General features: G+C 51.5%; 12 protein-coding genes. 5 read left to right on the top strand and 7 right to left on the bottom strand.

The genetic code is table 11. The features are described 5' to 3' along the window. Positions 1 to 713 precede the first annotated feature (713 nt). The gene (locus KIH39_RS10330; protein ID WP_213499248.1) at positions 714 to 2,528 is read right to left on the bottom strand and encodes an ABC-F family ATP-binding cassette domain-containing protein; all 1,815 of its coding nucleotides are present in this window, start codon (positions 2,526 to 2,528) and stop codon (positions 714 to 716) included. Positions 2,529 to 2,707: 179 nt separating this feature from the next. Between KIH39_RS10330 and KIH39_RS10325 the strand changes: the two genes are divergently transcribed. Continuing rightward, complete coding sequence (locus KIH39_RS10325; RefSeq protein WP_213499247.1) at positions 2,708 to 3,316, top strand: TIGR02996 domain-containing protein; 609 nt, start codon at positions 2,708 to 2,710, stop codon at positions 3,314 to 3,316. A gap of 2 nt (positions 3,317 to 3,318) precedes the next feature. Here KIH39_RS10325 and KIH39_RS10320 read toward each other — a convergent pair whose 3' ends face one another. The 3 genes from KIH39_RS10320 to KIH39_RS10310 all read right to left on the bottom strand — a co-directional run bounded on the left by KIH39_RS10320 (position 3,319) and on the right by KIH39_RS10310 (position 5,448). Next, positions 3,319 to 3,687, bottom strand: a complete 369-nt coding sequence (locus KIH39_RS10320) for a hypothetical protein (RefSeq protein ID WP_213499246.1) — start codon at positions 3,685 to 3,687, stop codon at positions 3,319 to 3,321. A gap of 27 nt (positions 3,688 to 3,714) precedes the next feature. Next, entirely contained in the window at positions 3,715 to 4,572 is an 858-nt protein-coding gene (locus KIH39_RS10315) for a hypothetical protein (RefSeq protein WP_213499245.1), read from the bottom strand. A 168-nt stretch (positions 4,573 to 4,740) separates the two neighbouring features. Next, positions 4,741 to 5,448 (bottom strand): class I SAM-dependent methyltransferase, encoded by a 708-nt coding sequence (locus tag KIH39_RS10310; protein WP_213499244.1) that lies wholly within the window; start codon positions 5,446 to 5,448, stop codon positions 4,741 to 4,743. A gap of 300 nt (positions 5,449 to 5,748) precedes the next feature. Here KIH39_RS10310 and KIH39_RS10305 point away from each other — a divergent pair, with 300 nt between their 5' ends. The 4 genes from KIH39_RS10305 to KIH39_RS10290 all read left to right on the top strand — a co-directional run bounded on the left by KIH39_RS10305 (position 5,749) and on the right by KIH39_RS10290 (position 7,990). Then, positions 5,749 to 6,123, top strand: coding sequence for a hypothetical protein (locus KIH39_RS10305; RefSeq protein ID WP_213499243.1), 375 nt, complete (start codon positions 5,749 to 5,751; stop codon positions 6,121 to 6,123). A 43-nt stretch (positions 6,124 to 6,166) separates the two neighbouring features. Continuing rightward, a complete protein-coding gene (locus KIH39_RS10300) occupies positions 6,167 to 6,973 on the top strand; it encodes a transposase (RefSeq protein WP_213497375.1) in 807 nt (268 codons plus the stop codon). Next, on the top strand, positions 6,970 to 7,482 hold the full coding sequence (locus tag KIH39_RS10295) for a transposase (protein WP_213497376.1): 513 nt from the start codon (positions 6,970 to 6,972) through the stop codon (positions 7,480 to 7,482). Before KIH39_RS10300 ends, KIH39_RS10295 begins: the two co-directional genes overlap by 4 nt. A gap of 268 nt (positions 7,483 to 7,750) precedes the next feature. Further along, positions 7,751 to 7,990, top strand: a complete 240-nt coding sequence (locus KIH39_RS10290) for a hypothetical protein (RefSeq protein WP_213499242.1) — start codon at positions 7,751 to 7,753, stop codon at positions 7,988 to 7,990. 78 nt (positions 7,991 to 8,068) lie between these two features. Here the strand turns inward: KIH39_RS10290 and KIH39_RS10285 are convergent, their stop codons facing one another. From KIH39_RS10285 to KIH39_RS10275, 3 genes are all read right to left on the bottom strand, one after another. Further along, the gene (locus tag KIH39_RS10285; RefSeq protein ID WP_213499241.1) at positions 8,069 to 8,512 is read right to left on the bottom strand and encodes a hypothetical protein; all 444 of its coding nucleotides are present in this window, start codon (positions 8,510 to 8,512) and stop codon (positions 8,069 to 8,071) included. 15 nt (positions 8,513 to 8,527) lie between these two features. Beyond that, positions 8,528 to 9,562, bottom strand: coding sequence for a DUF1559 domain-containing protein (locus KIH39_RS10280; protein WP_213499240.1), 1,035 nt, complete (start codon positions 9,560 to 9,562; stop codon positions 8,528 to 8,530). 269 nt (positions 9,563 to 9,831) lie between these two features. Beyond that, the gene (locus tag KIH39_RS10275; RefSeq protein WP_213499239.1) at positions 9,832 to 13,578 is read right to left on the bottom strand and encodes a sigma-70 family RNA polymerase sigma factor; all 3,747 of its coding nucleotides are present in this window, start codon (positions 13,576 to 13,578) and stop codon (positions 9,832 to 9,834) included. Positions 13,579 to 13,761 lie beyond the last annotated feature (183 nt).

Here is a 13,761-nt window from a genome sequence, read left to right as displayed (position 1 = left end):
CGAAACGAGGCGACTCTCTGTGCTCTCGGTGGTAAAAGTTTTGAGAAAGACTGAAACCGCAGAGTTCGCAGAGTTCGCAGAGGTGAGAAGGAAAAAAGTGGACGGAGGGGGGAGTGGTTCCGGTTTCGATGCGTGTCTCTAACGTTGTTGTGATTGAAGGATTTTAACCACAGAGGGCACGGAGAACACGGAGGGGATTCTGTGATTGGGGAATAGTTCTTGTAAGTCGTTGAAAATGCAGAGCATTTTCAACAGAGGGCATTGAGAGTGTGGGAAGCCTGGCCGCGGAACGAGGCGACTCTCTGTGCTCTCTGTGCTCTCTGTGCTCTCGGTGGTAAAAGTTTTGAGAAAGACTGAAGCCGCAGAGTTCGCAGAGGTGAGAAGGAAAAAAGTGGACGGAGGGGGGAGTGGTTCCGGTTTCGATGCGTGTCTCTAACGTTGTTGTGATTGAAGGATTTTAACCACAGAGGGCACGGAGAACACGGAGGGGATTCTGTGGCTGGGGGATAGTTCTTGTAAGTCGTTGAAAATGCAGAGCATTTTCAACAGAGAAGCGGCTGATCACGCAGCAAATATATAACGAAGAGAAGTTACTCTCAGTGCTCTCGGTGTACTCTGTGGTGAAAAAAAAATCTCTAACGGTTATTCTCTGCGCCCTCGGCGTGCTCTGCGGTTATATGACTTCTAAAAACTTCTAAAAAACATCAAACCCATCAGCCCGAGTTTTTCTTCGCTTCCAGCTCCGACCAGCGGGCATAAAGCTTTTCCACTGCTCGTTGGGCTTCTTCCAATTGCTTGCAGGCGTCATTCAATACGGCATGGCCGGAATTGGAGGCTTTCTCCACCTCGGCCTCGCGAACGGCGACATTCTGCTCCGCTTGCAGAATCTTCGCTTCAATACCGTCGAATTCCTGCTGTTCCTTGTAGCTCAGCTTTTTGCTTTTGCTCGAAGAGGAGCTACTTGCAGCCTTGCTGGCCGCCTTGTTTGCTTCCGTTTTTATCGCAGATTGGGCTTTTTCATAAACTTTCAGCCATTGATCGACACTGCCGTAGGCAGCCGCGTTACCCAGGCCATCCAGGCCGATCACTTCCGTGCAGATCCGGTCGAGCAGATCCCGGTCGTGGCTGACCATGACCAACGCCCCCGGAAATTCTTCGAGATTTTCCTCGAGCATCTCCAGTGCAGGGATATCGAGATCGTTCGTCGGTTCATCCAGGAGCAGAATATCGGCGGGCCGGAGCATCAACTGAGCCAGCCGGACTCGGGCTTGCTCGCCGCCGGAAAAGGCACTCAATTCCAGTTCCAACTGTTCGGGGGAAAACAAAAACCGTCGGGCCCAACTCGCCACATGCACCGGCTGATCGCGAAACATCACGGTGTCGCTGTTCGGAGTGAGTGACTTTCGTAGAGAAAGGGAAAGATCGAGGGAAGATCGGCCTTGCTCAAAAACTTCTGTTCTAAGACCTTCGGCCCGAACCACGGTGCCGGTATCCGATTCCATTTGCCCGGCAATGATCTTCAAGATCGTGCTTTTGCCGCTGCCGTTGGCCCCAAGGAGTCCCAGTTTCATACCAGGAATCAACATCACATCCAAATTTGAGAAAAGCTTTTTCCCACCCAGGGATTTGGATATTCCGGTAGCGGTCAGCAGTTTTTTGGTCTGTCGGCCGGTCGCGGCAAAATCGATACCCGCCGATTGTTGGGAGGCCGTCCGATAGTTGAGTTCCGAGAGTTGTTCGCGTCGGTCGGCCGCTGCTTGAATTCGGGAGCTGGCTTTGCGAGTCCGGGCCCGGGCTTTGTGGCCGAGCCAGTCGGTTTCCCGGCGGACTTGATTGGCTACGGCGTCGCGGAACTTTTCCTGGGCTTCCAGAAAAGCTTCTTTTTTTTCGGCGAAATCGTCGTAGCAGCCTGCAACCCGGAAAACGCCTTCTGGATAGCTGCGATTGATTTCAATCACCTCATCGGCAATGGCTCGCAGAAAAGCCCGGTCGTGTGTGGCGGCCAGATAGCCGAAGGAGGCTGAACGGAGCAATTTTTCGAGCCAGATTACCCCCGGCAGATCGAGGTGGTTGGTCGGTTCGTCCATGAGCAGGAAATCGGGTTGGCGGGCCAGTTCGCGAGCCATGGAGAGCCGTTTACGCCAGCCGCCGGAGAGAGTTTCCGCTTTTTGTTCTGTGTCGGCGAAACCAACTTGCGTAAGAGCGATGGCTGCCCGGGTGCTTTTTTCGTGTTCTTCGAGATTATCGTTGGCCAGGCCAGCGATCACCACTTCTTCGCAGGTCTGGTTGGGGGGGAAAACATCGTCCTGGGCGAGGTAGCCAACACGAGACCCCCGACGGAGGGTTCGTTCGCCCTCATCGGCCGTTTCCAGGCCCGCGAGGATCTTGAGCAGGGTCGATTTCCCGGCTCCGTTGGGGCCGATGAGTCCGATCTTTTCCCCGGCGCGCAGATCGATGTTGAGGTGAGTGAAGAGCGACTTGTGGGCGTAGCTCTTGGAAATCTCCCGGGCCGTTAGCAGTAGCGTCATGCAGGTCTCAAAAAAACGAAAACAATTCTGGAGAGTGATTATAGGGAGGGAGTTGAATAACTGCATTGTTGGGAAGGGACCAATGCGGATACTTTAGAGCAGAAGCAAGTACTAAATTAGAGCCCCATCGCTACTTCTGATCGACGGAAATAGTATTATGGAACTAGAAGGAGGGGGGCGTGAGAGCGGAATTTTTTGACGACATTTCTTCTATCTTCCTTCGCCGGATATGCGAACATCCGTTCGATTCGACTTTGCGATCGATTTACGCTGATTGGCTGGAAGAGCAAGGACATGTTGCGCAGGCCGACGAATTGCGAGCGAGCGGGCAGCTTCTGATCGAGTTCAATTTGGACGAATTGGAGAGATTTTCTGACAACACGTCGAATACTTCTGATCTTAACCTTGATGGGTTGTTCAAACTCCCAGCGAACGGTAAAGCAACAAGGTTTTGTGGTACCTTGACTGATTTTCTGATCGCGGTTCAATTTCTTTTTTCGTATCATCCTATCACTGAGGTAATCCTCACTAACGCGGATAAGGAGTTTCCAGAGTTGCCGCAAATAATCCCTCGTTCCAGCATCCAGTACGAACTGAGCTATAAAATTGATCTTCACTTTCTTCCTGAGGAAATCCTACGACATATTAAATTTGGCATGCCAAAGGGTTTCCAAATCTTTCAATTTGAATCCAAGAGGTTCGCTCATACGGCGATTAGCAGAGCCTGCGTGGATTATGGCCGCGAACTGGTTGGATTACCGAAAATTGATTGGGAAGATATCCCCTAAACTCATCCCCCCTCGTCCTCGATGTGAAAGCGATGCAATAACCGGTGCACGATGGGAGCGAAGAGAAGTCCCGCGGCCATGATTAAGGCTAGCCCACTGTACAAGGCATAAAGGCCCGCGAAGAGCTTGCCACCCCAGGTTTGCATGGTGGCGACGGGGCCCATGCCGGAAAGAATCATGGAAGCGTTCTCGAAGGCGTCAATCCACTCGAGGCCTTCCAGCCAGCGGTAGCCGAGCATGCCGCCAAATAGAGAAAGGCCGATAAGGAGCGAGGAAGCGGCGAAATTGCGGAAGACGCGCCGGGCGAACTCAGGACGGCTCAGTAGCGGTTGCGTCTTCTTCTCGTAATTCAAAAAATGATGTTTGGCCAAAGTTCTCCCCAACGCTCGAAAGCGGTATCAGGCGGCGACCGATAGCTGCGTCTGCTCCAAGCACTCTGGAAGAATCTGTTTGATTAACACTTCTTCCATTTCGGCCAGCACCATTGCGCCGGTGGAGGCATCCATGACGCGATGATCGAAGGACAACCGCATGTCCAAAGCCCCGGAAGGCTGGAACATGCCGTAATGAAGCGTGGAAGTCAGCAATGGAATCAGGTGCAAAATTCCCGCGCCGTGGCAGCCGACCGATGACATCCCGAACGTACCGAAATACTTGCAGCGGCTGGAACCGTACATATTCAGGCCCCAGATCCAAACCAGCATTCGGAACGGCCAGGGCACCCGGCTCAGTCGAACGGAGACGCGATAGGAAGAGATCTCTTTCACTGGTGTCGTGCGATGCTCTTCGATGATGGCATCGAGTTCCTTCAGGCTCTTCTTTTCCGCGTCTTCCACGTGGGCGTAAATGACGATTCTCTCGTTATCCAGCTGCCGATCCACGGCCAGCGTCGCGACGGTCTTGGGGTGCGTATAAAACCGCGTCCAGGGAAAGGTTAAATAAGCGGTTCGCAAAACTTCGTGCCGGGCAGAGACGATGGCATACGCTTTCGTGAAGATCGAGGACCAGGTCGGCGATTGCGAACAGGCCTTGCGCGCGGCCATCAACTTGCCTAGTTCCATCCGGCGTTCAAGAGTCACGCTGGGAATTTTCTTGCTGAAGTGCATCAGGTCGATGACCAGACGCCGAAAATAACTGACGGAAGTCGTCTTTCCTTTGAGATTTGCGTTCATGGTGGACAAAGGAGCGGGATTCTCTAACTCCCGCAGATTCTGCAAATTATCTACACAGCCATTGCCCCGGTAAGCTGCGGTCATCCATCTGCTCCGATTCTCGATACTTCCACGATCACATGTCAATTCGATAACAGATCCATCGGATTTTCACTAGATCGGAAAAAATAAAATCGCCAAGAATTTCTCCAGTCGAAAGCGTCCTGCGCCGATGCGATTTGTCGAAACGTCAATTTGCGCGAGGCAGAAACTTTAACTTTTCATGGCTCCAAACGCCGCGAAGCAGAGATTTTTGTGAAGGATTTCTACCTGCGAAAACCCTACGTTCCTCAATAAATCGAGTTGGTACATCAATGGTTTAGGTGTGTCTTCCTTCGCGATGTAATCGAAGACGTGGTCGCGATAAATCTCATTCTTCAATTGAGTGAGATAATCTCCATATTTCTTCCAGAAGATCGGCTGCACGGATGGAATCGAACTCTCAATGAGGTCGAAAATCCAGATCGAGCCGCCGGGCCGGAGAATGCGATAGAAGGTCGAGAAAACTTCGTGCCATTCTCCGTCCGTTCGCAAGTGATGCAGCACGGCGGCGGCAATGATGATGTCGTACTTGGTATCGTGTAGTTGGGTTTCCCGAATGTCCCCCTGAATCGAATTGATCCGGCCACTGGTCGCCCGGCTGACCCGTTCCCGGGCTCGTTCCAGCATGGGCTGGCTGAGGTCGATCAGCGTGACATCCATTTCGGGCAGCAATTGCAGAACCTTCAAAGTGTAATTGCCGGCTCCACAGCCTACATCGAGGATGTGTCGGGCGTTCGGCGTGGCAGCTGCGGCCGCGCTGGCGACGAGTTCCATGGCAAGCGGGGCGTCAATGGTGGCGGATTGGCCGGTCTCCAGGTTGGAAAAGCGGTCGACATCCAAGTCGAAGCGTCGTCGGATTTCTTCTACGGTGGATTTCATGACAAGTTTTCTCCTCTGCGGCGTGGGCCTCTAATTGCAAATTAGCAGGAAGGTGTTCGGAGCACTAGGTAGAAGTGGAGAGGTTGTTCATGGACATAGACGTTCTCGCATTCGGCAGTTCCTGAATTTTGTTCCCTCCGGGTCTCTTTCCGTGCAATATCTGGCTTGAGTTGCAGAGTCTTTTTAGGCAAGATGATAGTAAGAATGAAAATCCGTCTTGAAAGGCCTTTGTAAATGGGCACTTTAAATCTCACGACTTCAGGCGCTTCAAATTTTTCCCGACCCGGGAATGATGCCGAGGTGCCAGAGGCGTCCAAATTTAACTCGGATTGGAAAGCAATTCAGGATCAGGTGGCTTTACTTTTCGGCCTTCAGGATGATTGGGATGGCGAAGGAACATTGGCGCCTGCTTCAGCATTAGTTGAAGGTGCGATCCGTCTCACCCAAAAACTGCAAGCGATTGGGGAATTGGCTCCTGATCGAGTTCACCCCAGCGTCAATTCGACGATCTATTTCGAATGGCATGCGCCGCAGGAATATCGGGAGATCGAAGTCGTTTCCCCAAATGAGGCGGAATGCCGAATTTTCCACAAAGGTTCGAATACGACCGAAGCCAAGAAAATGGTTCTTCCGTTTTTAGGCGCAACTCTCGGCGAATCGGTCATTTTGGGATAGATTGCAATTTAGAGTACCCTTTACCTGGATCACGGAAGAGCCGATGACGACGACTACCATTGCCATAGACATGGACGTCCCTGCCGGAGTGAGCGTTGGCGAATACGAACGCGTCGACGGTGGCCACGCCTTTCACGTGAGTTGGGAGTTGCCCGACAATCTTTGTTGCGAGACTTGCCAGCGAGAGTCTCGGCTTCAATTGGTGGAGAAGAACAAGTTTCTGAGCATCCGCGATCTGGATTTGTGGGGTAAGCCGAGCTTTTTCGTGTACCAGGAGGTGTATCACCGCTGCCCGTCGTGCGGTCACCGTCAATCGCTGTTGCCGCCGTTCAAGCGTCGGGATGTGAAATATACGTTTCGCTTCGAGGAGCAGGTGCTGGTCAGTCTGATCGGGAGCACAGCCGAAGACGTGGCGGTGCGTTTGGGGATTGCCGCGGAGACGGTGGAGCGAATCGTCAAGAACCGGATAGAGGACGCCAAGGCGAAGCAGATCGATCCCCAGCGGAAGATCGAGCGTTTGGGTCTGGATGAGATCAGCCTGCGTAAGGGGCATAAGGGATATGCGACAATATTGACGGACCTGACGAATGGGGAGCGTCCGGAGATTCTGGCTCTGTCCAAGGGTCGCGACGAAGCAGCGGGGCGAGCGTGTTTGGAGCGTTTGTCGGCCCAGCAACGGTCGGCGGTGCGTTGGCATCATACGGACATGAGCGCGGCGTATTTGAAGGCTTGCGGCGTGCATTTACCCAACAGCCAGTCGGTGATAGATCGCTTTCACGTCGCCAAGAAATTGGGTGAGGTGGCGGACGATCTGCGAAAAAAAACTATCGAGCCTACAAGCGAAGTTTGAGCGGGGAAGCCCGCAAGAAGCTGCGTTCTCAGATGCACGACTTCCGGCGTCGTCCCGAGGATTTGAATCCGGAGCAGGTCCAGGCCCTCGAGGATTTGTTCGAGAAGGTGCCTTCGTTGGGAACGATCTACCATCTGCGTTGGGAGGCGACCAAGATCTTCGATAGTGCCCCCAACCGAGCCGAAGCCTCGCGACTGTTGGAAGATTGGATCGTCCAGGCCCGCGAGACCGAGATGGATTGGGAGCCGTTCATCACGATGCTCAAGAATAACTGGGAGGGGATCTTAGCCTACTTCGAGGAACGCAAAAGCAGCGGCCCGGTGGAAGGTCTCAATACCAAGATTCGGGTAGTGCTACGTCGGAGTTATGGAATTCAGAGTCTAACTACGCTCTGGACGAGAATACTCCTGGACGTGAATTGGGCTGCGAAAAAATTAGGGCCGACCGTTGCGGAGATTCGCGGCTTCGTCAACCAGATCCAGAAGTATTTCTCTGAATGCTACACCTAGAAACGGAAGAGCCAAGAAAATTGCCCTCCCACTTTAGATTGCATCTTACTGGTCGTAGCCGCCCATCGAAATGAAGCCCGAGAACGCCCCAATCTCAGATGATGAATGGCTCCTGCGAAGAGTGCGAATCGAGAGATTTCGGACTGAAAAAATCCCTGTTATCTCGCCTAACGCCTTTGAGCCCCGAACGAAAGGGCGGGATGTTGATATTGAGGGGATCAGTCTGTATAGAGCCGCGTGTTTAAGCTCTCCAACCGAGATACTGAAATTGATTGACGTCGATCGACAACATGAAGTGGGTATTGTCCGAATTCCCGTTCTGATTCTCAAGGAACTGGGACTATCCGTGCAGATTCGGATCGATTCTCGCATACTGGGGAATGTGGTCATTCCCGAGTTGAATGCTCACGACTACGAGGCAGACAAAGCCCGCTTTACCTCGATCAAAGCGCTTTTAGCCTCAGTGGCCAGTGAAGCGGGGAACATTTTAATAATTCCCCGGTTGTGATACTTTTCCTGATGCCACGCAAGATATTGCTGTTGAAAGGTTTGTGAAAAGTGGTGCCGGCTTTTGCAACTTGAAAAGCTACCTCGCCTTTCCCGCGGGTTTGGTCGGTTTTTTCAAATCGAAACTCTGGGTGTTGTTGCCGGGAAGAATCTCGATTGTGGCATTATTGCCTTCCGCATGGGCGGGGATAACGGGGGCCGTTGAAATTTTCGTCGTGTTCTTCCCTTTGCCGACCATATCTTCCAGGTTGTGAACCGGGGCGGCCGATTCCTTGGCTGCGGAGATCTGCACGATTTTCTTGCCGGGTGAAATAGCCTTCACCGTATACTTCCCGTCCACAATTTCACCGCCTTCGGGAGTCCCTTTACCATCGGCAGGCATGAATACGATCTGCCCTTTGGAAATCGGTTCCCCGTCATAGCTGACAGTGCCGGAAATTCTCGTGTCCGAACCGCCGCACCCGATTACAAGGATCGGGAGCAGCAGGAGTCCGAGGAATTTCCAGAAACTCTTGCGAATCATGAAGTGCCACATCCTTTAAGGCAGATTGAAAACTTCGCCGCCGCTGCGAGTACCCATGGAACGCCAGCTGTAGAGGTCGATGGTATTCGCCACGAAGCGAACAGAGCCGTCGGCCATGGCCGCGTTGACTCCGCCGGTGTGTTTGCTGCGGGCCGCGGTCTGAGCGCCGGCTGCTCCTTGAACGCCCCAGCCGAATCCAGCCCCGGTTACGCTGCTGCAGGGAGAATTATACTGGGTGTCTCCCTGATCTTGCGGGCAGGGGCCATAAGGTTGATCGGGGGCACTGGAATTCGGGGTCAGGCTAGCGGAAAAAAGAGCACCGCCCATATTCCCGGTTAGAATATCGCCGATCGGGCCACCGTAACCCTGAACGGAAGGGGTCAGATCTTCCGACATCATGAGGGTGTTCGAGGTTCCATCAATGATACCGATGAGGGAAATACCCAGCGACTGGTTAGTATCGAAACTCTGTCCGTTCGTGACGCCGAACACGCCGAGTCCCCAAGGACCGGTGGTGCTATCGGTGGCCGTGCCGTACATGTCGCCGGTGCCGGTGCAACCGACGTAGTTCCCTCGGATTCGCGAAAACCAGTCCGAGCCCAGTTCATCCCACGGGTAACCGGGATCGCTCGGGCAGTGGAAGGTCGCGACGTTGCCCGTACGCGCGGTGATTAAACGGCTATCGGGACCCCAGGAAGCGAGTGGACAGGGATAGTTTGGGTACCCGCCGGGGTAACCGGTTTGAGTGAGTGTCCAAAAGTTGACGTAGATGTTGTTTTGTTCAATGTAGGGTAGAATATTTTCGATCCAGGTGTAGCTATCCCAAATATCGTACTTTCGGCCATAGGGGAGGATGCCGTTGGCGGAGGCGTAGTTGTGACAGGCCAGGGCCAGTTGTTTGAGATTGTTACTGCATTTCATTCGGGCAGCCGCTTCGCGGACTTTTTGCACGGCCGGGAGCAATAGACCAATCAGGATGGCTATAATCGCGATCACCACCAATAGTTCGATCAGTGTGAATGCTTTTCGCTTTCGAGGAAAATTTCTCATAAATGAATGCCAATAAAAGAAATGGGGAGAGTAATAGGCAAAATTTAACACATTCCACTTGAACTGTCTAGGGCCGCGTGAGGGTTTGAGTCTAAAGCGGATTGATGTTGGGCAAGATGTAAGAATATTTCGTCGGGAACTTAAGGATTGCTTTAACTGGTGCAGGTAGAGACGAAGAACATCTCAGGAGGAAGACCTTAGGCCGGCCCTCCTTCTGAGATGAACTTTGTTGTGCAATTGGTTCGAAGAAAGCACCGGAGTCACGATGACTACTGCTTCAATACCTTAAGGACTTCCTCGATTGACCAAGTGCGAAGAACGAGTTTTCCTTCCGGAGATACTAACAGAAACTGCGGAATAGAAGTGATTTGCCAATCTTGGATGACTTTTTCACCACCCTCCGCAGCCAGATAAGCCTGCGGCCAGGTGAATTTGTTTTTGCTGGTACTCTCCACACCTTCTCGAACAGTAGTGTCGAGATTGAGTCCCACGATGGCCAGCTTCTCCTTGGGAAAATCACTAGCCAGCTTCTGCAAATCGGGATAGGAGCGGGAGCACACGGTGCACCATCCGGCCCAGCAATGCAGGAGAAGGTACTTGCCCTCGTGTTGCTTAAGAGAAATCTCCTTCCCGTCCGAATCCCTCAACGTCGCTGTCGGAACGGCTGTTCCCGGTACTAGTCGTTGGGGTACTTTGATTTCGATATCGGGCAGTCGCAGTTCGCCCTTGGTCACATCCTCGGGGGAGATGGTGATGGGAACGAGTTTTTCAATGAGAGGCGCATCCAAGCAGCTGCCATCGGGTTTCTCGTTGACTCGAATAGAAAACAGATAATCTCCGGGTGGCACGCCGTGTATTTGATACTGACCATTCAATTTGGGCTTCAGCACGAAGACGTTGTGTACGAAGCTACTATTGGATTCCAATTGATGGTTGGCAATTTTACTCGAAAAATCTATGGGATGGAGATTCCAAGGTTTAGGGAGCTTGATGTCCGGAGTCTGTCTATAAAGGGTTAATCGAGAATACTCTAAATCCGAAAGCTTGGAGAGATCGCCTGAAAGATGGATATTACCAGTTAATTTGACTCCGTTCTTATTCAAGTCCAGATAAATTTTTTCGCCAGGAACAGGATTCAAGGGACGAGTCTCGCTGCTCGATAACACTGATTGCAGCCAAACATTGAGTCTGGTCTCAATACAAAGCGGTTCCGCGGGCACCTGAGTCAGCTCGAATTCCCCCTTTTCATTGGTTTGAGTGCCCTGATTTAGTCTGATGTGGTGCTTGTCATACTCTCCCCCAGGTATTGGAAAGAGTTCGATCCATTGATTCGGGATTGTTTTGCCGTCCTGCCAAACTTTTCCTCGAATCGTCACCCATTTTTCCACGGTGATATCTCTAAGATTACTTTCGCTTTTGCGACAATCCAATCTTTTGAATCCCGACGCATGCGAAACGATCAAAGTGTAGTCTTCCGGTTGGGCTGGAAGTTGGAAGTATCCCCGCTCATCTGTTTTGTAGGTGGAATTGTTTTTTGTTCGTTGAAATTCGAATCCTTGGAAGCTATTTGCTACAGATACCATCGCTTCCTTAAGAGGCAGGCCCTCCGCATCCAGTATGCGCCCTTTAATTGAGAGGGCTGGTTCTAAAGCGAAGTCCTGTTCGCGTATATGATTTTTTATTAGGGAATGTTTGCTGACCGTGCTCCGGTAACCCTCTGCTTCAATTAATACTCTTAAGTCGTCTACAGGCCTCTGTAGCGGAATTTTGAACCGGCCGTTTTCTCCTGTTACAAAATTTTGATTTCTTTCCAAATACAGCCATCCGGAAGAAAATTCGATTATCTGATAAACCCGAAATTTAGGAATCGGTTTACCAGTTACTGCATCCTTTACATTTCCAGATAAAAACGCCGGTTTTTTCATGACTATGGTTTTCAGCGGCTCATCCGCTTTTACGGCGATCCTTTGCCTTTGAAATATTTCCTTCTCCGCAATGATTTCGAATTTGACTTCGTCCGCAGGTGCCCATAGCCATTCGTATATTCCCTCCGCATTTGAAAAGCGTGGGATTTGCAAGTCAATCATGTCTGGAAGACGACTTGTATAAAGGGATCTTCTTGATCGCCATTCTTGGAGTACAAAGTGAACTTTGACCGGATGGCCTGCCTCATCGATTACCTTCAAGCGCAGGGGATGACCGACTTCCAGTTGGAAATTCTGCTCTTGCAGACCGCGCAACATTTTTACGTTTTTAAGTAGCGGAGAATATCCTGGGGCCACAACTGTAATTGATTCCGTTCCTTCCCGAAGAGCCGGCATTTTGTATTTGCCATTTTCGTCGGCAACGACCTGAGTTCCCGTGTTCATAAAGGGGTTTTCATGAAATATGACCACTGCTTTTGGGATCGGCTTACCCTGGGGATCGGTGATCAAGCCGTGCAATCGAGATCCGTAATTCAACTTTGCCACTGCGGTTTTCGACTTGAGTTGACTCAACGTGATATTTTGATCTTTTTGAATTATGCTGAAAGGTAGGGAGAGATCCGAAGCGAAATCCTCACTATGGAATCGAAGACTGATTTCCTCCACTGGTTCAGGAACAGTATCGATGCTCCAATGGCCGTCCTTGTCTGTCTGCACGCCATTATTCACTAAAGATAAGGAATTGCCGTAATGAGTATTATTCGGAAATTTGTGAGGTGCATATTTCTCGCAGATCGCTTCTATTCGAACATTAGCGATTCCGTTTTCCTTTGGATCAACTACTCTCCCACCTATAGAAATTCCTTTTTTCATCGGAAATGTGAATGTTTCTGGCAGCGGGTTATTTTGATCCGTGGTCCCCGTTTCCCAGCCTCTAAACAGCGTTGCATACCCAGTAGCAGAGCACCAGACCCGAAGAGTTTGTATTTCGTTTGGCCTTCGAATCACAGCCACGCCATCACTATTCGTTTTACATTTCGGAATTTTTTCTCCTTCACCCGCCCAGACGCTGAATTCGAGTTCCGCTCCCGCGAGAGGCTTGCCAGATTCATCCAGAACTTTGAAGGTCATTTCACTTGTTCCGGGCTTGGGATTCTCTTTTTTCGCCTCCTGATTATGATCGGATTCGTTCGACTCGATCGCAGTATCAGGAGATGCATTTGCGGCTGCAGAACTGGCCGGTGTCACAGAGTAAGCAAAGAGGCTGATACCTAGAGCGAATAGGCTTGCAAAAATAGCGGTTTTCATGCTGATCACCTTAACGGAGACGAGGGCCGTGACAGAAGCGGGGATTTGGGCGATGCTTGTTGATTTCGATGCAAATAAAAAGACGGATTGCAGAAGACTCGGGGGCACAGATCCAAGCGCCAGGGATGGCGGAAGGGCCAGCACGGCAATGGCCAAAGGGCCGACCCCCCGTTTTTCCAAGCGAAGTCGAAGCAGACTTCGGCCGCGATCGAAACGACGACGGAGCGTGGTATAAGAACATCCCAAGCGTTGGGCCGCCTGCTCTTGAGTAGCTCCTTCCAGCAGGCAAATCACCAGAGGCGAACGGAGTTCGGTGGGCAAGCGCAGAATTTCCGCATCGAGCACATCTGCGAATTCCCGCCAACCAGCAGAAATAGCGGGATCATTTTCGGTCCTCGGATCCGCAACCGCTTCGAGCAGGTTATTGTTGTAGGATCGTATGCATTTTTTGGACATCCGGCGGGCCACCTGATACAGCCAACCGGCCAGTCGATCCCGTTCGCGAATCTTGCGACCATCGCGCGACAAAAGCCAGAAAGTCGCTTGAAAGACATCTTCTTGATCTTGATTTTGTAGGCGAGCGCGCCGTGCAACACCCATGACCATCGGGCCGTAACGACGAACGATTTCTTCGAAAGCGGTGGCGTCCGCCTCTTCAACAAAACGACCCAAGAGTTTGGCATCCGTGACCGGAGCCAATTTTTGAATGGCTTGCTGAAGTGTACTGGAAGTCGGATTTTTACGACTGCGTACTTCGGGATCAGAGGGTAGCGACCTTTTCATATAGAGTAATGTGCAAAATCAGGGCTGGGCGCGCTCACTTATTTAAATAAAAGTGGAATTCAGCAATCGAATTGTGCGGGTTTTAGTCGGCGATCTGCTTCTTCAATGGGAATAGAGACGTTTTTTTAGCGAAAGCGGGGCCGGGGTTCTCTAGAAGGCAATGTCAGTGAGATTGGATTCTTC

Origin of the sequence: Telmatocola sphagniphila, assembly GCF_018398935.1 — a bacterium.
Lineage (GTDB): Bacteria > Planctomycetota > Planctomycetia > Gemmatales > Gemmataceae > Telmatocola > Telmatocola sphagniphila.
The sequence above is the reverse complement of the archived record's forward strand: the minus strand, read 5'-3'. Positions and strand labels throughout refer to the sequence as shown.

What these genes read in the sequence shown, in the direction of transcription:
- KIH39_RS10330 (WP_213499248.1), bottom strand. Translation starts at nt 2,528, where the DNA reads ATGACGCTACTGCTAACGGCCCGGGAGATTTCCAAGAGCTACGCCCAC.
- KIH39_RS10315 (WP_213499245.1), bottom strand. Translation starts at nt 4,572, where the DNA reads ATGACCGCAGCTTACCGGGGCAATGGCTGTGTAGATAATTTGCAGAAT.
- KIH39_RS10310 (WP_213499244.1), bottom strand. Translation starts at nt 5,448, where the DNA reads ATGAAATCCACCGTAGAAGAAATCCGACGACGCTTCGACTTGGATGTC.
- KIH39_RS10300 (WP_213497375.1), top strand. Translation starts at nt 6,167, where the DNA reads ATGACGACGACTACCATTGCCATAGACATGGACGTCCCTGCCGGAGTG.
- KIH39_RS10285 (WP_213499241.1), bottom strand. Translation starts at nt 8,512, where the DNA reads ATGATTCGCAAGAGTTTCTGGAAATTCCTCGGACTCCTGCTGCTCCCG.
- KIH39_RS10280 (WP_213499240.1), bottom strand. Translation starts at nt 9,562, where the DNA reads ATGAGAAATTTTCCTCGAAAGCGAAAAGCATTCACACTGATCGAACTA.
- KIH39_RS10275 (WP_213499239.1), bottom strand. Translation starts at nt 13,578, where the DNA reads ATGAAAAGGTCGCTACCCTCTGATCCCGAAGTACGCAGTCGTAAAAAT.